General features: G+C 28.2%; 24 protein-coding genes and 1 pseudogene. All 25 read right to left on the bottom strand.

Going from position 1 to position 23,417, the window contains the following annotated elements:
* On the bottom strand, positions 1-232 hold a 232-nt coding region (locus KA893_RS08205), incomplete at its 3' end, for a hypothetical protein (RefSeq protein WP_033860009.1).
* A gap of 414 nt (positions 233-646) precedes the next feature.
* Positions 647-1,904: pseudogene (locus KA893_RS14175) on the bottom strand (MrcB family domain-containing protein).
* Between the two features lie 772 nt (positions 1,905-2,676).
* The gene (locus tag KA893_RS08195) at positions 2,677-3,537 is read right to left on the bottom strand and encodes an NAD-dependent epimerase/dehydratase family protein (protein ID WP_096807985.1); all 861 of its coding nucleotides are present in this window, start codon (positions 3,535-3,537) and stop codon (positions 2,677-2,679) included.
* Complete coding sequence (locus KA893_RS08190; protein ID WP_210125726.1) at positions 3,537-4,094, bottom strand: sugar transferase; 558 nt, start codon at positions 4,092-4,094, stop codon at positions 3,537-3,539. Before KA893_RS08190 ends, KA893_RS08195 begins: the two co-directional genes overlap by 1 nt.
* Positions 4,095-4,103: 9 nt before the next feature.
* Positions 4,104-5,249: a glycosyltransferase family 4 protein gene (locus KA893_RS08185; protein ID WP_210125724.1), complete on the bottom strand. Its 1,146-nt coding sequence runs from the start codon at positions 5,247-5,249 to the stop codon at positions 4,104-4,106.
* A 1-nt stretch (position 5,250) separates the two neighbouring features.
* The gene (locus KA893_RS08180; protein WP_210125722.1) at positions 5,251-6,525 is read right to left on the bottom strand and encodes a nucleotide sugar dehydrogenase; all 1,275 of its coding nucleotides are present in this window, start codon (positions 6,523-6,525) and stop codon (positions 5,251-5,253) included.
* Positions 6,526-6,538: 13 nt separating this feature from the next.
* On the bottom strand, positions 6,539-6,904 hold the full coding sequence (locus KA893_RS08175) for a hypothetical protein (protein WP_245336552.1): 366 nt from the start codon (positions 6,902-6,904) through the stop codon (positions 6,539-6,541).
* 258 nt (positions 6,905-7,162) lie between these two features.
* On the bottom strand, positions 7,163-8,437 hold the full coding sequence (locus KA893_RS08170; protein WP_186330722.1) for a nucleotide sugar dehydrogenase: 1,275 nt from the start codon (positions 8,435-8,437) through the stop codon (positions 7,163-7,165).
* Between the two features lie 12 nt (positions 8,438-8,449).
* Entirely contained in the window at positions 8,450-9,547 is a 1,098-nt protein-coding gene (locus KA893_RS08165; protein ID WP_245336551.1) for a phenylacetate--CoA ligase family protein, read from the bottom strand.
* Between the two features lie 243 nt (positions 9,548-9,790).
* Entirely contained in the window at positions 9,791-10,966 is a 1,176-nt protein-coding gene (locus KA893_RS08160; protein WP_210125720.1) for a glycosyltransferase, read from the bottom strand.
* Between the two features lie 19 nt (positions 10,967-10,985).
* The gene (locus KA893_RS08155) at positions 10,986-11,990 is read right to left on the bottom strand and encodes an NAD-dependent epimerase (RefSeq protein ID WP_281064306.1); all 1,005 of its coding nucleotides are present in this window, start codon (positions 11,988-11,990) and stop codon (positions 10,986-10,988) included.
* Between the two features lie 18 nt (positions 11,991-12,008).
* Positions 12,009-13,046 carry a glycosyltransferase gene (locus tag KA893_RS08150; RefSeq protein ID WP_210125716.1) on the bottom strand — a complete coding sequence of 346 codons (1,038 nt, stop codon included), beginning with the start codon at positions 13,044-13,046 and terminating at the stop codon, positions 12,009-12,011.
* A gap of 29 nt (positions 13,047-13,075) precedes the next feature.
* Positions 13,076-13,594, bottom strand: coding sequence for an acyltransferase (locus tag KA893_RS14170; protein ID WP_210125714.1), 519 nt, complete (start codon positions 13,592-13,594; stop codon positions 13,076-13,078).
* Positions 13,594-14,796, bottom strand: a complete 1,203-nt coding sequence (locus KA893_RS08140; protein WP_210125712.1) for a flippase — start codon at positions 14,794-14,796, stop codon at positions 13,594-13,596. The genes KA893_RS14170 and KA893_RS08140 overlap by 1 nt, the downstream gene beginning before the upstream one ends.
* Before the next feature lies 1 nt (position 14,797).
* The gene (locus KA893_RS08135) at positions 14,798-16,120 is read right to left on the bottom strand and encodes an O-antigen polysaccharide polymerase Wzy family protein (protein WP_210125710.1); all 1,323 of its coding nucleotides are present in this window, start codon (positions 16,118-16,120) and stop codon (positions 14,798-14,800) included.
* A gap of 28 nt (positions 16,121-16,148) precedes the next feature.
* Positions 16,149-17,963: a nucleoside-diphosphate sugar epimerase/dehydratase gene (locus KA893_RS08130; RefSeq protein ID WP_245336550.1), complete on the bottom strand. Its 1,815-nt coding sequence runs from the start codon at positions 17,961-17,963 to the stop codon at positions 16,149-16,151.
* Positions 17,964-17,972: 9 nt separating this feature from the next.
* Positions 17,973-18,740, bottom strand: a complete 768-nt coding sequence (locus KA893_RS08125; RefSeq protein ID WP_210125706.1) for a tyrosine-protein phosphatase — start codon at positions 18,738-18,740, stop codon at positions 17,973-17,975.
* A 2-nt stretch (positions 18,741-18,742) separates the two neighbouring features.
* Positions 18,743-19,429 (bottom strand): tyrosine-protein kinase, encoded by a 687-nt coding sequence (locus KA893_RS08120; RefSeq protein ID WP_210125704.1) that lies wholly within the window; start codon positions 19,427-19,429, stop codon positions 18,743-18,745.
* A 14-nt stretch (positions 19,430-19,443) separates the two neighbouring features.
* Positions 19,444-20,109, bottom strand: coding sequence for a CspC family polysaccharide chain length determinant protein (locus KA893_RS08115; protein ID WP_210125702.1), 666 nt, complete (start codon positions 20,107-20,109; stop codon positions 19,444-19,446).
* 633 nt (positions 20,110-20,742) lie between these two features.
* Positions 20,743-20,904, bottom strand: a complete 162-nt coding sequence (locus KA893_RS08110; RefSeq protein WP_210125700.1) for a hypothetical protein — start codon at positions 20,902-20,904, stop codon at positions 20,743-20,745.
* 273 nt (positions 20,905-21,177) lie between these two features.
* Entirely contained in the window at positions 21,178-21,672 is a 495-nt protein-coding gene (locus KA893_RS08105) for a hypothetical protein (RefSeq protein ID WP_210125698.1), read from the bottom strand.
* A 15-nt stretch (positions 21,673-21,687) separates the two neighbouring features.
* The gene (locus tag KA893_RS08100; protein ID WP_210125696.1) at positions 21,688-21,978 is read right to left on the bottom strand and encodes a hypothetical protein; all 291 of its coding nucleotides are present in this window, start codon (positions 21,976-21,978) and stop codon (positions 21,688-21,690) included.
* Positions 21,979-22,152: 174 nt separating this feature from the next.
* Positions 22,153-22,656, bottom strand: coding sequence for a DUF1643 domain-containing protein (locus KA893_RS08095; protein ID WP_210125694.1), 504 nt, complete (start codon positions 22,654-22,656; stop codon positions 22,153-22,155).
* Between the two features lie 15 nt (positions 22,657-22,671).
* Positions 22,672-22,983: a DUF960 family protein gene (locus KA893_RS08090; RefSeq protein WP_107393052.1), complete on the bottom strand. Its 312-nt coding sequence runs from the start codon at positions 22,981-22,983 to the stop codon at positions 22,672-22,674.
* Between the two features lie 95 nt (positions 22,984-23,078).
* Positions 23,079-23,417, bottom strand: a complete 339-nt coding sequence (locus KA893_RS08085; RefSeq protein WP_210125692.1) for an SAUGI family uracil-DNA glycosylase inhibitor — start codon at positions 23,415-23,417, stop codon at positions 23,079-23,081.

Raw genomic sequence — 23,417 nt, 5'->3', positions numbered from 1 at the left:
TTTTACTTTGCAACAGAACCGAAAATAATCTCTTCAATTTATTTTTATATGAATCCTGTGACTCAATGATTGTAATATCTAAAGATTTCAGTTCATCATAGACAATGTTCTTTTCAACATTTTTTATAGCAAATTGATTAAATAAATTCTCTAATTTCTCCCGTTTGATTTCACTACCATAGATTATATTATCATTGATATAGTCAATGAATAATGACAAATTATCACTCATAACAGTCCCAACCCCTTTATTTTGATAGACTAATTATCTTCATCATTGTAAAACAAATTACACCCTTTAAATTTAACTCAACTTAAATATCGACAAATTAAAAAACAATAAAATTACTTGAATATTATTCATAATATATTAACAACTTTATTATACTGCTCTTTATATATAAAATCATTAATAATTAAACAAGCCTTAAAATATTTAACTTTTTTGTGATTATTACACATTATCTTATCTGCTCTTTATCACCATAAAAATAGAAAAAACAAGATTCCTAAAGAATATAGGAATCTTGTTTCAGACTGTGGACAAACTGATTTTTTATCAGTTAGCTTATTTAGAAAGTTTTATTTAAATTACAGTTTCTATTTTTATTAGATCACAATTTTATTTTAGCTCTTGTTCAAGTAATCATTTTTCGCCAAAAACTTTATACTGAATAGCTTCTACATTAAATACTTTGTCAATGAGATCATCTACATCTTTAAATTCAGAATAATTTGCATATGGATCTATAAAATAAAATTGTGGTTCTTTACCAGAAACATTAAATATTCTTAATATTAAATATTTCTGCTTATATTCTTTCATAGCAAACATTTCATTTAGCGACATAAAAAATGGTTCCTCAATACTAGAAGATGTAGATGTTTTAATTTCAATAAATTTTTCTACAGCTTTATCTGTATTTGTTGGATCAAAAGCTACTAAATCATAGCCATGACCGTGTTGAGAGCCTGGATTATCATTTAAAATATTCCTAAACTGTTCTTTCTTATCTTCGTCTATTTTATTATCAATTAGCTCATTAAAGTAATTTAGCGCTAATTTTTCTCCAACTTTACCGGTTAATTTATTCTCTTTATTTGATTTTTCAATTTCTGAATCATTTTTAGTAGTCTTTGATACACCTTTTTTATATTTTGGAATTATTCCTTTAGGTGCTTCCACTTCCTTGAGTGTCTTATCTTTTTGTGCTGTTCTAATTTCTTCAATTTCGCTGTCTTCCTGTATTTCGTCTATGCTATTGACCAAGCTATCATAGGATGTTTTTGTAACTTTTGAAGCTAATTCATTAAATAGTTCTAAAAATTTCTTTAAATCCTCTAGCATATCTTCTTCTGTGAATCCTTCATTCAAATCATAATATTTGAATCTTATTGATCCATGAGAATATCCTGATGGATAATCATTTTTTAAATCATAAGATGAATCTTTATTTTCTGCGTAATAAAATCTTCCAGTATTAAATTCATTTGATGTAATATATTTATTGAGTTCGGAAGATAAAGTTAATGCTCTTTGTTTTGCAGCATTTTTATCCCGCGGAAACATATCACTTATCTTTGACCATCCTTGATTCAAAGATAAGTGATATGCCTTCTCCTTCCGGATGAAAAAGATATACCAAATAATATCCATCCTTTGTTTCTTTTGTTATATTCTCATCATATATTGAAATCCAAGGAACTTTACTATAGTTCCCAGTAGCAACCTTCCCTACAACTGAATATTTATCTTCTTTTATATGCACTTTTAACTGCTTGGGTAACTTATCATGGACTAAAGTTTTATATAGATCACCTTTATCCCAATCAGATTTTTTAACTACATTATTGGTACGTTTCTCTTTAATTAATTTAAGGACCTGCATAAAGTTGTCTATCATTTGAAATTCCCTCCTATTATAAAATATATTATGTCTCATTTTCTTCAATATGTACTTATTTATATTTTACCGTAATTTACTATATTTAGTTGCAGAAAGAATTTTCTCAAAGCTAGAACTTTGCTTCACTATAAGTATTCAGTATAAAGAATATTTCGCTATTATTTACTTGAAATGAAAGACTGCGGAGGCTAACTATGTCAAAAATCATGAACCTCATTACTTATGATAAGCTTCTTAAAAACATAACAGCAATTCACATAAACCTCATATGTTCTGATACATTCAAAATCCCTTTATGAAGCGGCTGAAAAAACCGCATCATTTATGATATGCTTCACAAAAACATAACAGCAATTCTCATAAACCTCATACGTTCCGATACGTTCAAAATACCTTTAAGAAGCGGCTGAAAAAACCGCATCATTTATGATATGCTTCCCCTTATCAGTTATTTTGCTAAAAATTTTATGTTTCTCTGTTACCTTTATCATCAAGTATGATATTGAAACAACATATCATCATTTGATACTCGTATATATAAGAAATAAATAGCAATAAGTACATGCTTGCATGAATCTAGTAAACATCATGTATTCCTTTGAATAAGCTAATTGATATGAAATTATTACTATCTTAAACTAATAAATTCAAAAACACGGCAAAGCTAGAATTTGTACTAACTTTACCGTGTTTTTAGTACTGAAATACATAATGTTTTTCAGCACTTATTGAGGTCCTTGATAAATCACACTTCTTTAATAACATCTTTTTATTTATTAATTGTCTTTCTGTAAGATTCAATTTCATTTGTGAATCTAGCGGTATATTCAAAGTCATCAATATCCTTTGAATAAATTAAATTTCCATATAATTTATTAAAGATTAATACTTTACCAAATAATTTTAATAAACTGTTTGGTAATTTAATACTCATACTTTTCTTATTTTGCAATTCTCTCATTTTAAAAATTGCATGATTCGTATTTAAGTAATCATTGTTTTGAGGATGTAATATACCTGAACCTTCATTCTCAATAAGTTCATTAATATAAATCTCAAGATTTTCAATATATATGCTACTTCTTTGATTATCAATCCGAGGATATAGAGGTAAAATTTTAGATATTTTGATTAACTTACTAAAATTACCTGGTGCTGATTCACCATAAATCATTGGTGGTCTTAAAACAGCTACCTTAAATTCATTTGATTGAATTTCACGTAACATTTCTTCTGCACGTAGTTTTGATATTCCATAAGAAGTTGTCGGTTTAGTTAAAGTGTTATTATCTATAATAACTTGTTTACCTACTTCGCCATCAAGTCCAAATACTGACATTGTACTAAAGAATATAAACTGATTTACGCCTTCGGTTTTAGCTTTTTCAGCTAGCTCTTTAGTTAAATGGTAATTTACATTCATATAATCTACCATAGTAACATTTGGGTTATTATTGTGTACAATTGCTGCTAAATGTATAACGACGTTATATTTACTAAAATCTAATGCTTTCCACTGATTATCTCTAACATTAATTTGATCAACAACATGACCTTGTGCTTTTAAATAATCATTTATACGATTCCCAACATATCCATTCTTACCAGTGATTAAAATTGTTTTTCCCATTAATGTTTCACACCTTCAGATGTTATCGTGTTTCTAATCGTTTTGTATATAATAAACATATCTAAAATGAAAGTTTGGTTTTCAACGTAATATTTATCATATTGAACTTTTTGATCATCTGTAATATCATCTCTACCCATAACTTGCGCTAAACCTGTTAAACCTGGCTTTACCGTATGCACATTTTCATTTGTTCTTTTAGCAATCAAATCATATTGATTATATAAAGCTGGTCTTGGACCAACTACAGACATATCACCTTTAATAATATTAAATAATTGAGGCAATTCATCGATTGAAGTTCTTCTAATAAAACGTCCTGATTTAGTAATATACATATTTGCATCAATTTTATCAGTTGCTACATCTGGTGTTTCAATTTTCATAGATCTAAATTTATAAATATTAAAAATTTTATTATCTATACCAGGTCGTTTTTGTTTGAAAACGATTGGACCTTTAGATTCTAGTTTAATTGCTATAGATGTAAAGATTAATATTGGTGAAAAAATAAAAACTGCAAATAAAGAACTAGTAAAATCAAATAATTTTTTCAATTTTCCACCTCATTTGTACTTATTAAATATTTTTAATTGCTTCTTAATAACAAGTTCTTCATTATAGATAGAATGAGCTCTTTCAAAACTAAATTCTTTATAATCATTTAATAATTTAGGATTATTTGACAGAATTTCTATATATTTTGCTATTGCTTGGCTATCATTAATATCAAATAGATAACCATTTTTGCCATGTAACACTTCTTCCCTTGAACCTCTAATATTGGTTGCTAATATTGCATTTTTCATAGCCATCCCCTCAATAATAGATCTTGGCATTCCTTCTCTATATGATGGCAAACAGAACACATCGCTCATAAACAAATGTTCATTAATATTTTTAATGTGTCCTGTAAAAATTATATTTTTATTTGCTTTGTATTTTTCAAGTTTGTTTACTGTCTCAGTATCTCTTTCACCTTCAGGTAAACCACCGATAACTATAAATTTTACATTTTCAGTTTGTAAAAATTTATAACTATCTAAAAAATCTAGTATACCTTTTTCTTTCACTAATCTACCTATAAATGTGACTACAAGATCGTCTTCACTCAATCCATATTTTTTTCTTAAGTTTATGTTACTCTGTTTTTTAAATTTGCTGTAATTAAACTTATTAGTAATGTCTATACCATTGCTAATATGAACAAAATTATCACTGTTTTTCTTAGATAAAAACTTTCCTGATTTTGCAACTTCAAAATCTTCTTCACTTTGTGTGAATATATAATCCGTGCAGAATTTCCCTACATACTTCTCAATTTTATAAAAAAAATTATACTGCTTATTTGACATACCTTCGTGAAAATAAAAACCATGTGCCGTGTAAATTATTACTGGAACTTTAGCTATTTTAGCAGCAATTCTTCCTAAGACAGAAGCTACAGGAGTATGCACATGCACTATTGTCGGTTTGATGTTTCTAAATAATTTCACTAGTGAGATTATCGATTTCAAGTTATTAATTAGACTAATTTTTCTATCAATTTTAACCTCATGAAAATAAAAATCATTATCTATTAATTCATTATAATAAGGACCTTTATTTGATACACAATGAGTTTCAATCCCTTTATTTTGAGTAGCTTTAATTAAGGGCTTTAGCAAAGTTTCTAAAGTTACATCGACCGCCACTACTTGAACAATCTTCATATTATAATCTCCAAATAGTTTGATTTACTTTTAAATCATTATCTTTAATTAGTCCTTTTATATCAATTATAATACCATTGTCATTTAATAAATTTAAATATTCATTTTTATTTTCAACATAATCATTATGTGAAACTGCAAATATTAGTGCATCAGATTTTGTCATTTCATTTTTATCTATTAAATCAATATCGTATAATATTTTTGCAGTTGCTTTATCTGCTTCTACATCATTAACTTTAACACTCATCCCATACTCTTCTAGTTCTCTAATGATATCAATAACTTTAGTATTTCTTAAATCAGGACAGTTCTCTTTGAATGTTAAGCCTAATAAGTTAATCGTCATACCTTGAACTTCGATACCTTTTTTCAATAATTCTTTAATAATATTAGCTGCTACATGTTTAGCCATATTATCATTGATACGTCTTCCAGCTAATATTACTTCTGGATGATGTCCTAGTTCTTGTGCTTTATAAGTTAAGTAATATGGATCTACACCTATACAATGTCCGCCAACTAATCCAGGCTTGAAGTTTAAGAAGTTCCATTTTGTGCTTGAAGCTTCTAATACTTCTGTAGTATCAATTCCAACTTTATTAAATATAATTGCGATTTCATTCATTAATGCAATATTTACATCACGTTGTGTATTTTCAATAACCTTTGCAGCTTCTGCTACTTTGATTGATGACGCTTTATGAACTCCAGCTTTAATTGCCATACTGTATACTTCAGCAACTACATCTAACACCTCTGGCGTTTGACCAGAAACAACTTTTGTAATAGTTTCAAATGTATGTACTTTATCTCCTGGATTAATACGCTCAGGTGAATAGCCAACAAAGAAATCTTTTCCACTAGTTAAACCAGAGAATTTTTCAAGTACTGGTACACAATCTTCTTCTGTTGCGCCAGGATATACAGTTGATTCATACACTACTATAGTATCTTTTGTTAAAGCTTTACCAACTGTTTCGCTAGCTTTGATCAACGGAGTTAAATCAGGTTGATTATTTTTATTAATTGGCGTAGGCACTGCTACAATAATAAAATCAGCTTTACTTAATTCTTCAGGTTCATTAGTAAACTTAATATTACTTTTCTTTAAATCTTCATCATTCACTTCATTCGTGCGATCATAACCATTTTTCAATTCATTAATTCTTGTTTCATTAATATCAAACCCCACAACTTGTTGTTGCTTCCCGAAAGCAACAGCTACAGGTAACCCTACATAACCCAATCCAACTACAGCTATTTTTCTATTCATGTCATAATCTCCCTTAAACTATATTATTAATAGTAAATCTTGTCTTCCCGCCCGAAGTTTTAGCAATTGAATCTACATATTTAAATTTAAATTTAGTATTTTCTCCAAAGCGAATTTTTAATTTTGAAACCAATAATTTTTCTAATTTTTCTTTATTAATCTCTCCTTCAGTAACAAGATATATATCAACTTCATCACTTTTATTTTGTACAAATTGAGAGTATTTTATTGAAGGCCCTGCATCTCTTATTACAGTAGATAAATTAACGTTAGTAACTATCCCTCTTTCATTCGAAATTAAAAAATCATTATTTCTTCCAATAATTCTTTTGATTTTTATATCTTTTTGTGAATAATTATTCGGTAATTTCTCATACAATTCAACAGAATCTCCAATTTTATATCTAAATAATGGCGTTGTTGTTGTATAAAACCCTGTTACAATTAATTCATAAATATTTCCTTGAATATGTTCTAATTCAAATACTCCCGTTTATCGTTCTTCTTATTATATATATTCCTTGTCAGAAATCTTTTTTTTTTATTTTTTCTAATCTCACTAAGCTTTTCATATATTCCCTTATAAATCCCTTTATAAAAAAGCTTCCTCACTATCTTTTTTATTTTGAAACCCGTATTATAGCCTCCATAATTTTTGAGTACTTCTCAATTCATTATTATTGACTATTCCTTTGACATCAAAAATAACACCATCTTCTTTGGCAAATTTCAAATACTCTTGCTTATTATCTATATATTCTTTATGTGATACTGTAAATAACACTACATCAGCTTTTCTTAACTCACTTTTATCTTTTAAATTTAAGTTAAATAATTTCTCAGCTTCATTTTTATCCGCTTCAACATCATTCACTGTTACATTTAATCCATATTCCTTTAATTCTTCAATGATGTGAATAACTTTTGTATTTCGTAGGTCTGGACAATTTTCTTTAAATGTAAGACCTAACACATTGACTGATGCGCCTTGTACTTCTAAACCTTGTTTCAATAACTCTTTAATTACATTAGAAGCAATATGTTTAGCCATATTATCATTTATTCTTCTACCTGCTAAGATTACTTCAGGATGGTGACCAACTTCTTGGGCTTTATGTGTTAAATAATATGGATCTATACCAATACAATGCCCACCTACTAAGCCAGGTTTAAAATTCAAAAAGTTCCATTTTGTTCCTGAAGCTTTTAACACCTCGTTAGTATCTATATCTAATTTATCAAAAATAATTGCTAATTCATTCATTAGGGCAATATTTACATCACGTTGTGTGTTTTCAATGACTTTTGCTGCTTCTGCTACTTTAATAGAAGATGCTTTATGAACTCCCGCTGTGACTACTGAACTATATACGTCTGCGACTATTTCTAATACTTCAAGCGTTTGGCCAGATACAACCTTAGTAATGGTTTCAAAAGTATGCACCTTATCCCCAGGATTAATTCTTTCAGGTGAGTAACCAACAAAAAAATCTTTACCACAAACGAGTCCAGAATATTTTTCTAATACAGGTACACATTCTTCTTCTGTTGCGCCAGGATAAACTGTAGATTCATATACAACTATTGTGTCTGGAGTAATTACCTTTCCAACAGTTTCACTGGCTTTTAATAATGGTAATAAATCAGGTTTATTATGCTTATCGATTGGTGTTGGCACAGCTATAATAATAAAATCAGCCTTTTTCAAATCTTCTGCATTTGAAGTATATTCCATATTCGTGTTTTTTAATTTATCTTCTGTTACTTCATTTGTTCTATCATAATTATTTTTTAATTCTTGAATTCGTGATTCATTAATATCAAATCCGATTACTTTATGTTTATTCCCAAAAGTCACAGCTACTGGTAAACCTACATAACCTAAACCTACAACTGCAATATTTCTATTCATTTTCTTATCCCCCTACTTAATGTTATTAATTGCAAATCTTTTTTTTCCACCAGATGTTGATGGTATCTTACTAACAAATTCAAAATGGAAATTAGTACTTGTACCAAACCTGAATTCCAACTCATATTTTAATTTTTTTATAATATTATTTTTATCCGCATCATTACTAATTACTAAATACACAATAATATTATCAATTTCATTCTGTACAAATTGCGATTCAATAACATCATTCTCAACAAATCTTATTGCTGTTGACAAATTCACATTAGTTACAATTCCTTTTTCTCTAGACTGTAAAAAATCGTTATTACGACCGATAATTCTTTTGATTTTTATATCTTTTTGTTGATAATTTACAGGAAGCTCATTTTCTAATTCTACTGAATCTCCGATTTTATACCTCAATAATGGTGTAGTAGTAGTATAAAAACCTGTCACTATTAATTCATAGATATTACCATGAATTTTTTTAAACTCAAACACTCCAGTTGCTACATTAATTTCTAGTTCATCTTCTTTGTTTTCTGTAATAAAAGGTGCTCCTTCAGAAGAAGCATATTGATTACGCACTGGACAATTAAAAGCTTTTTCAATATCATCCCTCATTAAATCAGTTAAAGTTTCTGCACTAGGAAAAATAGCAATTGGTGTGAAATTTAATTCTATATTGTTATCTAAAATATATTTCGCAATCCTATGAATAACTGTAGTATATCCATCCAAAGTTTCAGGCTGAAATTTGTTTAATTTTTTAATGTAGTATTTAAGATTTTCACCATCAGCATGATAAGCAGATATCATTAATTGATTCAGTGGTTTATTATATCGCCAAAATACTTTCTTTTTTTGTTTAATTGGTACAATTTTTCTGCCACCTACACTAACTCTTTTCATACCTTTATAAACCCCATGTTGTTCTTTAAAGTAGTCAAGATAAGCTATTTTTCTAGACATATCATATGCATTAGTATAAAAAACCATACTTTTACCTGTCGAACCACCAGTACCCATTTTTATAAGTTTATTTTTCTTTTTAGTAATAATATTATCAACATTTTTTCTAATATCATCTTTCGTAATTTCAGGTAATTGGTTTATATTTGCCACAGTGATTTTTTTATCGCTTAGATTATTTTTTTTAATTATTTCAGAATAAAATTCACTATTTTTTTGATATAATTATAAAATTCTTCAAATCTTTGATTTTGAAGTTCAAATAAATCATTACACTCTCTAAGTCTCTTTATTTCTTCAAAATAATGTTTAGTATATCTTTGTTTCATGAATATTTTACCCTTTATTGAAACCATTAAATTTTGGAAAATTATTGGTGAATGATTATATATATAATTAAGCATTTTTATTTATTCCTTTCGCTAAATAAAAATTATTTATTATTTTTTTATAATTAAGCAGTGCTTTTTCTCTTTCTATTTGAATGTTTTTCAGGTTGTAACCTGAAATATTTTTTTTGTTTTCTAAAGTGTTTTTTTTTCGATATTGCTTAGACAAAATAGATCTTTTAATTAGTTTTGTTAATTTAACTACGTCTTTTGGTTTAAACAAATATTCTTTATTAACACTATCCGAATTACCACCAGCTTTAGACGCTAATGTAGGCACTCCATTTCCTATTGCTTCCACAATTGCACGAGAATGTCCCTCTGTTAAGCTTGGTTGAATATACAAATCTAGATTTCTAAACCAGTTATTTAACTCTGTCTTGTCATAAATTTTACCTTTAAAAATAACATTATTTTCAATATTGTATTTTTTAGCCATTTCCATAAATTTCTTACTGGGCCCATCACCCACAAACTCTAATTCAATGTTATAACCTTCATTCACCAAATTACTTACTGCTTTTATAGCTACGTTATGTCCTTTATAATCAACAAATGTGGATCCAATAAGTCCAATTTTAATATTATTCCCTATATCTAAATTCTTATTAAATTTTTCTACAGATTGTACGTTTGAAATTCCTTTAAACTCTTCGCCATTACACGGATATTTATTACTCAAATATTTCTTAGTCACATAAATCGCTATGCTAGCATTTTTCACTGCATTTTTTTGTAAATATTCCATAGGTAACGATAAAATTTTCCCAAATATTGATCCATGAAACCAATATGCGTCAAATGCTGCACCAACTACTTCCACCATATAAGGTTTATTGAGTTTTTTACATATTAGAGCTGCAATAAATCCTAAAACACTTGGTAGTCTAATTAAAACACCATCACTTTTCTTGATAGAAATTGTAAGGGTTTCAATTATTTCCTTATGTTTAAAAATTAGAGATTTAGGTGATTTATAGCTATCTATTGTTTCGAAATTCACTTTTTCTCCATTCGATTTATTAATAATTTCCCCATTATCTACATTTTTCACTCTTGAATTTATGAGCATTTTATCAAAAATTGTTAAATATCGATTCCAAATTTTGTGAGAGAAACCTATTGAGTAATAATTATCTTTATATTTTTCAACTGGGAAATCATGTACAAAGAGTAATTGCATATTAAAACACCCTTTTTCTTCATTTTTTATAATATTCTAAGTACCAATCAACAAATTTATTTACACCATCTTGAATTGTAGTTTCTGGTTTAAAATCAATATCTCTAAACAAGTCATCTACATTTGCATAAGTTTCAGGTACATCTCCTGGTTGTAAATCCATGTAGTTTTTCCTAGCTTCTTTGCCTAATTTATTCTCTATAGCCTCTACAAATTCCATCAATCTAACTGGACTGTTGTTCCCAATATTGTAGACTTTATATGGTGCATATGAGGTACCAGGGTCGGGATCTGCCCCTGACCATTCTTTATTAGGTGACGCTGGTTTCTTAACAAGCCTACTAATTGCTTCAACAATATCATCCACGTAAGTAAAGTCTCTCATCATATTTCCGTGATTATAGACGTCTATAACTTCATCATTTACGATTGCTTTTGTAAATTTAAATAGCGCCATATCTGGTCTCCCCCATGGACCATATACTGTAAAAAATCTCAATCCTGTTGTGGGTAAATTGTATAAATGACTATATGTATGTGCCATTAACTCATTTGATTTTTTAGTTGCTGCATATAAACTTAACGGATGATCAATATTATCCGAAGTGCTAAATGGTTTAGAAGTATTTGCACCATAAACCGAACTAGATGAAGCATAAATTAAATTTTGAATATTAAAATGTCTACTGCATTCTAAAATGTTCATAAAACCTACAATATTAGAATCAATATACGCCCTTGGATTGTCAATACTGTATCTAACACCAGCTTGAGCCGCTAAATTAACTACTACTTCTGGTTGTTCATCTCCAAATACTTTAGATAAATCGTCATAATTTTCTAATTTCAACTTATAAAAAGTGAAATTCACTTTGCCTATTGATTTTAATCTATCTTCTTTCAAAGAAACTGAATAATAATCATTTATGCTATCTACGCCTATAACTTGATGCCCTTGTTTAATTAATTTTTTCGCAAGATGTGACCCAATAAAACCTGCTGCACCTGTGATTAAAATTTTCATGAAAATCGATCCCTTCATCTATAAATTTTTACTCATATAAATTTCTTTTAATTTTTGTGTAGTCATATTGATATCAAAAACATTAGAATCATTAAAACTAATATGCTTTTTCCTAGAAATTAGCTTTTCGATAGTAGAGGCCCAAGTTTTTGGATTTAATTCTAATTCAAATGAAGAGTCTTTAAAATATTGATTGACTTCAGAATTTTCTTTTATATTCGAAGATATAACGATACAATTGTGAAGATGCGCTTCTATCAATCCTCCTGGTAATCCCTCTAATTCACTAGGAAATAAAAAATACTCACTTGTTTTTAAATAATCTAATGGATTATTTACTTCTCCAATAACCTTAATATTTTTATTTAAATCCCTTTCATTTGCTATATTCAAAAATTTTTTTCCATAATCAGTTTCAATATTGCCAACAAAAGTAATTTCAATGTTAGTATTGTATTCTTTTTTTAAAATTTCTATTACATCTAACAAAAACCATTGATTCTTAGTATGAATAAACCTACCGACATAAATAAAACTATTTTCTTCTTTTTCAAAATTTTTGCTTAAATTACTTATTTCAAATCCATTGTAAATAGTTTTATGTTTTTTTGGAAAAAGTTTCATTGAAATTAAATTCCTATTTGCTATATCACTTACATATAAGATTTTCGTACTAAAGATTTCTATAATGGTTTTCAGTACTTTATTTCTAGCTTTTCTTATTTTACTATATTGTTCTTTACTATCTTTGGAAGTTCTAAAGTGTGTTATTCTATTTCTTACTTTTGATGAAAAAGAAAGTAACTGAATCAATCCACTCATAAAAAGTATATGACTATGTACAACATCTATATTTTTCTTTTTCAATAACTTTATAAACTTGAAAGGAAAACTAAATTTTTTAATATCTAAATAATGCACCGTAATACCCATAGACTCTAATTCATCATCTAATTCGCCCTTTTTCCCTGATGTAGCACATACATGAAACTCAAACTCCCTATTTAATAGTTTCATTGTATCCATAGTTCTTAATTCTGCACCGCCACGATTCATTCTGCTAAATATATGCATAACTTTAATCATTAATTATACCTGTTCTCTTTGAATTTATTTAATAAATACATTTTCTTTTCATTGTAATTAAGTTTTTTTGTATAATCCGCGTTTTTTAATATTTTAGTTTCATAGTCCTCTATACTTTTAATTTTTTTGGCAGGATTACCACCAATAATTACATTATCAGGCACATCTTTTGTTACCACACTCCCAGCGCCTACTACAACATTATTTCCTATTGTTATTCCTGGTAAAATTATTGAATTAATACCTATGAAAACATTATTACCGATAAATATTCTATGAAAATTATCTATCTCAGGATATTCTTTTCTAAAAATCCATACCCCGCCATCATGGGTAGCAAATTTTACACCACTAGTTATTGTTACATGATTTCCTATTTGAATCAGATAAGGTTCAGATCCAAATGTTGATTTATCAACACTTAAAAACCTACAGTCATCTCCAACTTGTACGCCCAATTTCCTTATTTCACCTTCAGACAGATTCTTTTTAATTAACTTTAAAAATAATTTTTTCATTATTTACCACCTCTAAATATTCTTTTGTAAAAATAGTAATAGCTTATTAAAGCAACGAATTGTGAAATAGTAATAGTTAAAGCAGCACCTAATAATGAATATTTTGGTATTAATAAGAAACTCAATATCAAAATACAAAATAATAGTATTAGAGAAATTTTGTAATTCACATTATACTTTCCAGTAGCTATTATAGTTGTCCCTAAAAAAATACCACTGAGTATAAAAAGCAAACCAAAAGAAAGAATGATTAATATTGTATTATTCTCACCATATTCTTTCCCAAATAACAATGATAACAATGCCTCACCTAAAAACAAACTCAATATTACCGAGCACATACCAATAACAATTCCAATAAAAACCATTTTTCTAGTTAACTTTTCAAACTCAATTTTATTTTCATCTTTATATAATTTTCTTAGTTTGGGTAAAAAAACTTGACTGATTGAATTTGCAAATAACCCACCAATTATCAGAACATACGCAATTGTAGAAAATATACCTAATGTATATTTCCCAAATAGATTTTCTAATACTATTCTAGGAATTCCTGTATTTAATGATCCTAACGCACTTGAAAAAGCAAGAGGTATTGCAAGAATAAAGATCTCCTTAAACTTTGCAATGTTATTATTATAGTGTAGCTTTATATTGTAATACTTACTTAGATACCATCTATCGATAATAGCAAATGAGGATATACAGGATATTACTAAAAATAAAAGTGCCATATTCAAGTTGTGTGAAAAAGAATATATAATATAAAAGAAAATTAAACTTAGTATATTATAAATACCCATTGAAATTCCGAGTAATTTGAGATTCTCATTTTTTTGATATATTCCATAAGGTACTTCTTTCATATTTTCAAATAATTTTATTAACGATACTATTAATATAGTAGTTAAGTCACCATTTCCTAATACATAAACAAAAATTGCAACAAATATTAAAGTAATAATATTTAATGAAAAAATTGCTGATATATATTCATTTGGACTATATTTATCATTCGTAACAATTACAGACCTTATTTTCAGGGATACAAATAAAAAAATGGGAGCAGTTATAACTAAAGCATAATTATAACGTCCTACATCCTCAGGTGTTCCTAATCTAACTATTACTAGTAAAATTAAAAATTTGCATAATGCAGACAGTATATTAGCAACAAACATATAATTAAAATTTTTAACCAATTCAATCAGCCTTCATTTCTTTTTTTATATAACTATCTATAAACAGTAGTATAATCACTATTACAATGATAATTAATATGTATGCAGGTACGAATGAAAATGCGTTTCTTATATTATTAATTAATACACTTACAATTGCAGTAGCCATTGATAGCATTTCAAAAGATTTAAAATTTGTAAATTTCCAAAGTAAAAGCACTAATAATACCATTACAATCAATACTCCAACAATTGCTCCGTTGTAATATGCTTCTGCTATTACATTAAAACCCATACCTGGTAATCTATACCTAAAACCGTAACCAACCATTTCATAGTTTACAGGTTGTAACCCAGGTATAATATATGAAAATATATTTTGAATAGGTGCTAAGTAACTTTTGCCATAAACTATACTTTCCCCTCCATCGATCCACCTAGTTACATAACCTAAAGGGCGCAGTGTGTAACCTATTTCAACAAGTGAAGAAAACCAATTTATATCAATCTTTTCAATCGAGCTACTATCCATATTTCTAAAGACTTTAATAAATGGTATTACAAAAAACAATGTAAAAACAATTGTAATTATCATCCACCATTTAATTTTATAATTCCTTACTATTAACACTCCAAGTGCAGATAGAATTGGATAAAATACTTCTCCCCTATTTCCGGTCATTAAAAAAAGTAACACCTGGGGAGTTAATATAATTACTAGATATTTGATATGTGTTTTTTTTACATTAGAAAATGCAAATGCAATCCCAATTGAAAAAAAGAATAAACCGTAAGTATACATTGGTAATTCTTGAATACTACTTACATAATCTCCATAAGTATTAATTGCTAATCGACCAGTTAGAATATAAAAAAGAAATTGTATAGTAAATCCAATGATAAATAATATTCCTGTGTAGTAGAATAAGTTATTTCCTTTACTTTTTATATCCACCTTTATACTAGGAGTTTTTTTGCTAAAAACACTAATAAAATTACTTAAAATTGTAAAAGTTAATATCGCGAAGGTAGCAATGCTAAACAAATTAGATGTATTTATATGGTACCAAGATAAATCACCATGATACTCCACTAAAGGATTGACTAAAAATATATTTGTTACAAACACACCAAAATTAGTTAAAAATAAATATACTAAATAAACTAATAAAAAGCCTTTTCTTTTTTTGTAAAGTAAATACACAGTCGTAACTATAGTTATACATAATGAAATTGTAACAACCCTAAAACCTATCAAGTTATTTAAATAACCGATAAATGTAAATATACTAAATAATACTGTAACAAAATTTATAATTAAAATTGCTTTATCCTTTAGTTTCATTTTAAAACCCCAATATACATATTTATATTTATCTATTTGCTATCTTTAAGAGTTTCTCTTTTGAAAAATTACTTATTAAATCTCCCACAATTAAATCAATTTCCGCTTTGGTATAGAAATCAACCTTGCCTCTATAAATTTTTTCATATACCTGCTGCGGATGAATTTCATTTTTATTTAATAATTCTTCATATAATTTTTCTCCTGGTCTAACCCCTGAAAATTCAATACCAATATCTTCTTCTTTTTTACCGCTCAACCGTATTAAATTCTTAGCTAAATCAATTATTTTAACTGGTTTGCCCATGTCTAGAACGAATACCTCGCCACCTCGTGCCAACGCCCCGGCCTGTAATACAAGTCTTGATGCTTCTGGTATTGTCATGAAATATCTTGTCATTTCTGGGTGAGTTACTGTTACCGGACCGCCTGCTTCAATTTGATTTTTAAATAGAGGTATGACCGATCCTCTTGATCCAAGCACATTTCCAAATCTTACTGCTACAAAACTTGTCTTAGAATTCTCTTCATTTAAACTTTGTATTACCATTTCAGCAATGCGTTTTGTTGCTCCCATTACATTAGGTGGATTTACAGCTTTATCTGTCGAAATCATTACAAACTTACTTACTTCTACTTCTTTTGCAGACTCAGCTGTATTTTTAGTACCTAAAATATTATTTCTAATAGCTTCATGAGGATTGTATTCCATTAATGGTACATGCTTATGTGCTGCAGCATGATAAACAGCATATGGCTTAAATTCATTCATGACTTCTAAAATACGTGTTTTATTTTGTACATCAGCGATAACAGGAACAAATTCAATTCCATCTCCATGAGTTTTGCTTAATTCTTGATGAATTAAATAAATACTGTTCTCTCCATGTCCTAACAAAATAATTTTTTGAGGATCAAATTTACTTACTTGTCTACAAATTTCTGAACCTATTGATCCTCCCGCCCCCGTGACCAATATTGTTTTATTCGTTAATTCTCTTGAAATTAATGCCATGTCTAGTTCAACTGGATCTCTTCCAAGTAAATCTTCTACTTCTACTTTTTTCAAATTATTAACTTCTAATTCTCCAGATAATACATCTTCTATATTAGGCATTTTAAATAATTCAACGCCCTCAATATTACATATTTTATTAATTTCATTTAATCTTTTTTGGCTTAATGTCGGTATAGCAATAATAATCTTTTTTATTCTAAATTTTTTTACTAGTTCCGGTATATCTTCAACATACCCTTGAACTTTAACACCTTCAGTAATAGTCATTTTTTGTTTGTTTTTATCGTCATCAACAGCTAAAACTGGTTGCATACGCATATCTTGACTTCTTAACATTTGACGAATTAACACAGATCCGCCTTGTCCAGCCCCTACTACTAATGTGGCTTTTTTTTCTACAGCGTTACCAATAAAATACCTTCTATAAACCCGCCAAAACAATCTAGAACCACCAATCAATAGCAAATGCATCATCCACGTTATAAAATATAACCTTAGAAATGGACTTTCACTTGTAATTAATGAAACTAATAAAAGCGTTACCACTATTGAACTTGTAACCGCTTTTAAAACTGACATCAATTCACTTACACTTGCATACTCCCACGCTCGATGATACAAATTAAATACATATGCGAATATGTGATGTGATATTAACAATATAACAGATGATAATACTAATAAATCTATTGAATATCCTTTAAAATATGGTTCTAATATTGCATATCCTAAAAATACTGAAAATGTAACAATAAGCGAATCTATAATAATTAATATTAAAAATCGCAATTTCGCAGAAATACTTGTCACTTTTAATCCCCTCATTCATTTTTTCTATAAAAGACCAAACCATTTTTTCTGCTTATAATCTTGAGTTGGTATCTGTTTGGAAATTCTTTCATCTGTTAAAACTAACTCTCCGTTTTTTAAATAACTTTTTAATTCCTCATAATAAGCTTTTAACTTTCTATCATTAAACAACTGTTTTAGCATAAAAGGTCGATTTGTTGCACTATGTGCATCTGAAGCAATAAAATGTATTAAATTACTATCTATCATTTTTAATGATAATTTTCTTACGTTATTCCCAAAATCTCCCAATAATGAAGAAGCCGTAATCTGACTTAATGCACCACCATTTATTAATTCAAATAGTAAATCTAAATTTTGAACTATCGTTTTATTCCGTTCTGGATGCGCAATAATTGGAATATATCCCATTGTTTGTAACTCATAGAATAATTGAGTGGTATAATAAGGAATCTCATTGCTTGGAAATTCTATTAACAAATACCTAGATTCATTAATTCCTTCAATCTCTTTATTTTTTATACCTTCTATAATTTGATCCGTTATACGAATCTCTTGTCCAACATATAAATGAAGTCCTAATTTTTTTATTTCCGGGTTATTTTTCAATTCATTTAATTTTATTTTTACTTTTTCAATATCATTACTATATCTCTTATGAAGATGGTGAGGTGTTGCAACTATATCTGTTACATTTTCACTTTGTGCTTGTTTAAGCAACTCAATTGCTTCATTAATGCTTTTTGGTCCATCATCCACATCAACTAAAATATGATTATGTATATCAACCATTCTTAATCTTCTCCATAGTAGTAATAATAGCTAGAATTTTTATCAATTGGCATTTTATTTAAAACTGCACCTAATAATTTACCATCGGCTTTAGTCAGTAAATCTTTCGCTTTCTTAACTTCATTCTTATTATTTTTTTCAGTATCTATGACAAGCACACAATTTTTTACTATTCGCGCATATACTTGAGCATCCGTTACTGTATTAATCGGAGGTGTGTCCATCACAATGAAGTCATAATGATCCAAAAGTTTATTAAATATAGTTTCAAATTTGCTAGAAGCAATTAATTCTGAGGGATTAGGTGGTGTTGGTCCTGCTGTTAAAACGGTTAAATTCTCTACTTTAGTTTCTTTAATTGACTCACTATATGTAGTTTTATTAATAATTAAATTAGATAGTCCACTATTATTAGGCAAATCAAAGATATAATGTTGTGTAGGCTTTCTCATATCTCCATCTATAATTAATGTTTTGTAACCTGCCTGTGCATATGTTGCTGCAATGTTTGCGGAGAGTATGGACTTCCCAGATGTGGGTTTTTCAGAAGTTATCAACAAGCTTTTTATTTCATTTTCAGCATTTGAAAACATGATATTTGATCGAATACCTCTAAATTTTTCACTTATCGTCGATTTTGGTTTTTCATGAACATATAGTGGTAATATAGTACTTTTCTTTTTTGCCATAGATAAAACCTTCCTTAATTAAATTTTTGGATTGAACCCAGTATAGGTATCTCCAATTCGTTTTCAACATCTTCTTCTGTTTTAATACGTTTATCGAACATTTCTTTTATAAAAATTATTAATAATGCGATAACCAATCCTATTACTAAACCAACAACTAAATTAACCATAGATTTTGGTGCAACTTGAGTTCCTGTATTATCCGCTGTAGATAAAACAGAAACATTATCAACATTCATAATATCAGGCACTTCATCACTAAATACTGCTGCTATTTTATTAGCAATTTTTTCTGAATTAGTAGCACTTTTACTTTCGACATCAATATTTAATACTTGAGACTCTGCTTGGTTGGTAACTGTTAACATACTAGATATCTCACTGCTAGAATATTTATCATCTAATTCTTTAGAAACTTTATCTAGAATACGTGGACTTTTAACTATATCTGAATATGTATTTACTAGTTGAATATTACTTTGAACTTCTTGTGCCATCATTTGTGAGTCATTTTCTTTTTGATTCACTAATATTTGAGTAGAAGCTTGGTATTTTACATCTAAAAAGAAAAAAGAAATTATTGCACTAATTAGCAGACCTAAAAGTGGTAATATTATTAATAATTTCATGTTTTTTCTTAATTTTCCTAATAATTTAGATAAATCAATTGTATTTTCCATATAATCCTCCTATTTTCTTTTATTTCTTTCAATTATATATAATTCTCCCTATATTTTACAATCCCTTTTAAACTTTTTACTTATAAATGTTTATTTTATATCAAAAGGCTGTGCGACAAATAATTTAACTATACTTTCCTCAATTATTACTTCATATCTTTAAAGATTTCAAAAATTATATAAGTATACTAGTCTACTTTATGCTGTGAATCGATTTGTTTATTGTGTATCACTATTTTCATTTTATTAATGTCTTTGATACAAATCTCATCATACATTCGTTAAATTAATTGAAAACTAAACATTTTATAGTAAATCGATATAGATATTAAGGTTTTTGATTGTCTTAGAATTTGTATTTAATGCTCGTGCGACGATTGATATGTTAGTTATTATTTAATAATTTTCATTAATTTCAAAGTGATAGAAATACTTTAATAACTTACTTCGTTTATTTGAATGATATTTTATGATTAAAAATTTTAAGATATTGATAAAAATAATGGTTTAATTTTGATGCATATAATAGAGAGCAGTCAAAAATATCATACATAAAATACATATTTTTCACTTTTATCTTGTTCAAGCTTATAACTTTCTGATTTATAAACGTATTTAATTCTTTGGGTGTACTTATCCATATTTTGCTTTCGTACAAGAATTTTCTGATATCGTCGATATCATTTTTTTATATCGTTCTTGGGCTTGTTTCAAATTCTCTGGTGATTTTTTGTTGACGCCTTTATTTTGTAGTAGCCGATGGTATATTGTTAGTATTCGGAATGCACGATTCAATATATCACCTCCTTTAAGTTATATATTACAAAATAGATTTGTCACAATAAGTCAATCCTTCATATATTTAATATAATTTGTAAAAAATATTTTACAGATAAAGCATTTATATGAAAGGAGTTTGTAAATAATGAAAAGTGACAAATACAGCTTTACTTCTACTTATGTTAAGTAAGTTATCAAAATAGATGTATTCTAGTTTCGTTAGAAAAAATATAAATTAAATAGAGCCTTTCCTACCTCTCAAGATAGGAAAGACTCTATTTTTAATAATTATTCTTTAATTTCTACAGGTTTACCAAAGTAATTTTCTATAATTCTTGTTAAATCTTTACCGAGTGGCCCTTTAATTGTGAAAGTTCTTTTAAAGTAAGATCCTAAAATTCCTAGACCTGCTGCTGCAAGTAGAAGACTACCTCCGGACATAGCAGTTAATCCTATTAAGGTTCCTAATGCAGCTTTACCCATTTGTTTAAAAGGTTTTTTATCAAAAATAACTGTTAAGCCTATGATATTAGGTGTTCCTGTTTCTCCAACAATAATTAAATAATTACTTTTATGACTCTTAAAATGATAAGTTGTTATCTGTGCATTATTTTTAAATACTTTTAATAGTTCACGCTCATGGCTATTCGATTTTTCAAGAATCTCTTCTTCTTTAAGAACTTCGGTTTCTTTACTAAATGTATATTTTTTATTTAAAGCAAGTGTTTTTAGTTCATTTTCAAAATCATTTAAAGATTTCGCTTCATAATATGCAAATTCCATTTATTTCACTCCCTGTTATTTTTCCCATTTGTTCGTTTCGTGATTATAAGTGAATCCTCTCTCTTGTAATAAGGATTTAGCCGCAATATAAGTATCATACTCCCCATCATCTTTCTTCTGTATCTCATATATTTCCATTAAGTCTTGGTTAGAGCTATCACTTAAAGCGTCTCTCATCAAACCTCTATCGCCTGTTGTTTCCCAAATCGCACCGATGGCTGCGCCAACGGTCGCAACTGAATAATATGCTGCTGCACCGACAGCTTTCCCAATTCCTTTGCCTAACGTTTTTATTATGTTACTCATAATCTCCATTCTTTTCATAATTATTAATTTTATTTATAAAGCGTTATGTTTGGTCTTGAACCAGTTGTTTTAAAAAGAATTGAATTACTATATAACTATTTTAATTTATTTTGAAAAGCTTGTATACTTAAATTTAATATAAAAATATTTCACAAGTTTTATTTTTTTAATTTGTTACGCTTTCAAAATCCATTTTTGACGTGCTTTCGGGTTAAGGGGATGCATGATTTCATTGGTTGCTGGGTTAATCAGTTGTTTCAATTTCTTTTTATGTGGTTTCAACATCTCTAATACTTCATTGACACGTGCTTCAACAACGGGCTTTTTAGCGTAAGCACCCCAAGCTAATATTACTTCATCCGATTCTTTCACTGCTTTCATAATTTGAATATCTGTATGCTTATCATAGGCATCTAAATGTTTGATATTGATATGTGTTGTAATATTAGAATATAGATTCACAAAATTGATGGAACCAAATGCTTCCATTTCTGAAAGTTTGTTCATAATGAGCTGAGTTGTTAGGTCGATGTTGAGAATGCCATCATAATGCGGATACATCGTGATTATCGTAATCGTTTGTTTTTCACTATCCCAGGTTTTCTTAAGTAAATAGCGATGTTGTTGCTCATCACTGAATATGGCTTCAGTTTCTAATGTGTTTTTTATTGTTTTCATGTAATATTCACTCCTCTAGTATTCTTCTGGTAGTAACATAACGTAATAAGAAAGGTCTACATCATCTTCTCGGATAATGTAGACCTTATTCATAATGATAGCTTTTGAATAATTAGCTTTATGAGTTTTGACGTACTCAGGACGTTCTTGCTTGTGTTTTATATATAATTGATTATTGTGCATGTTGAACTGGAAGACATGAAAGTAATCTATTTCTTCTAGTTCTTTGGACTGTTCGTTTTCACGTTGCGCTACAATTTGCCATAATTGTTTTTGTAAGGAGATAGGTAAGTTTTGGGCAATACCACGAGTAATATATCTATTCATAAGCGTTTTCCTTTCGTTCTGATTCTTTCATCCAAGTAATGATTTCACTTAGGATAGTGATTGCTAATTGTGTTAATTTGATATATTTATGCATTTTATTGTCCTCCTGTTAGTAAGTATCGTTGATCCAAAAGGGTCATGACTGTGTTGTGTAGATATAAGAAATCCATATCGTGATTTTCATCGATATAGCCGATGGCTATGAGCTGTTTCTGATAGTAGAGAATGAATGGGTAGATATTACTTTCGTGAAGTGTATCAGAGTAGTAGGTATAGGTTTGAAGTATTTTATTACTGAGTGGCCCAAGCCTTACATATTGGTCAGGTAGGATATCATCAGCGATTTCCTCGATAGATTCACATTCCCACTTTTCATTCTTTGGTAGGTTGAATAAATTGGTTATATAGTGTTTGAGTTGTAGTTCTAATGTCAT

This window comes from Staphylococcus sp. GDY8P126P, from assembly GCF_017891965.1.
Lineage (GTDB): Bacteria > Bacillota > Bacilli > Staphylococcales > Staphylococcaceae > Staphylococcus > Staphylococcus saprophyticus.
The sequence above is the reverse complement of the archived record's forward strand: the minus strand, read 5'-3'. Positions and strand labels throughout refer to the sequence as shown.

What these genes read in the sequence shown, in the direction of transcription:
- KA893_RS08195 (WP_096807985.1), bottom strand. Translation starts at nt 3,537, where the DNA reads ATGGGAAAAACAATTTTAATCACTGGTAAGAATGGATATGTTGGGAAT.
- KA893_RS08185 (WP_210125724.1), bottom strand. Translation starts at nt 5,249, where the DNA reads ATGAAGATTGTTCAAGTAGTGGCGGTCGATGTAACTTTAGAAACTTTG.
- KA893_RS08180 (WP_210125722.1), bottom strand. Translation starts at nt 6,525, where the DNA reads ATGAATAGAAAAATAGCTGTAGTTGGATTGGGTTATGTAGGGTTACCT.
- KA893_RS08170 (WP_186330722.1), bottom strand. Translation starts at nt 8,437, where the DNA reads ATGAATAGAAATATTGCAGTTGTAGGTTTAGGTTATGTAGGTTTACCA.
- KA893_RS08160 (WP_210125720.1), bottom strand. Translation starts at nt 10,966, where the DNA reads ATGCAATTACTCTTTGTACATGATTTCCCAGTTGAAAAATATAAAGAT.
- KA893_RS08155 (WP_281064306.1), bottom strand. Translation starts at nt 11,990, where the DNA reads ATGAAAATTTTAATCACAGGTGCAGCAGGTTTTATTGGGTCACATCTT.
- KA893_RS08150 (WP_210125716.1), bottom strand. Translation starts at nt 13,046, where the DNA reads ATGAATCGTGGCGGTGCAGAATTAAGAACTATGGATACAATGAAACTA.
- KA893_RS14170 (WP_210125714.1), bottom strand. Translation starts at nt 13,594, where the DNA reads ATGAAAAAATTATTTTTAAAGTTAATTAAAAAGAATCTGTCTGAAGGT.
- KA893_RS08135 (WP_210125710.1), bottom strand. Translation starts at nt 16,120, where the DNA reads ATGAAACTAAAGGATAAAGCAATTTTAATTATAAATTTTGTTACAGTA.
- KA893_RS08130 (WP_245336550.1), bottom strand. Translation starts at nt 17,963, where the DNA reads ATGAGGGGATTAAAAGTGACAAGTATTTCTGCGAAATTGCGATTTTTA.
- KA893_RS08125 (WP_210125706.1), bottom strand. Translation starts at nt 18,740, where the DNA reads ATGGTTGATATACATAATCATATTTTAGTTGATGTGGATGATGGACCA.
- KA893_RS08120 (WP_210125704.1), bottom strand. Translation starts at nt 19,429, where the DNA reads ATGGCAAAAAAGAAAAGTACTATATTACCACTATATGTTCATGAAAAA.
- KA893_RS08115 (WP_210125702.1), bottom strand. Translation starts at nt 20,109, where the DNA reads ATGGAAAATACAATTGATTTATCTAAATTATTAGGAAAATTAAGAAAA.
- KA893_RS08105 (WP_210125698.1), bottom strand. Translation starts at nt 21,672, where the DNA reads ATGGAATTTGCATATTATGAAGCGAAATCTTTAAATGATTTTGAAAAT.
- KA893_RS08100 (WP_210125696.1), bottom strand. Translation starts at nt 21,978, where the DNA reads ATGAGTAACATAATAAAAACGTTAGGCAAAGGAATTGGGAAAGCTGTC.
- KA893_RS08095 (WP_210125694.1), bottom strand. Translation starts at nt 22,656, where the DNA reads ATGAAAACAATAAAAAACACATTAGAAACTGAAGCCATATTCAGTGAT.
- KA893_RS08090 (WP_107393052.1), bottom strand. Translation starts at nt 22,983, where the DNA reads ATGAATAGATATATTACTCGTGGTATTGCCCAAAACTTACCTATCTCC.
- KA893_RS08085 (WP_210125692.1), bottom strand. Translation starts at nt 23,417, where the DNA reads ATGACATTAGAACTACAACTCAAACACTATATAACCAATTTATTCAAC.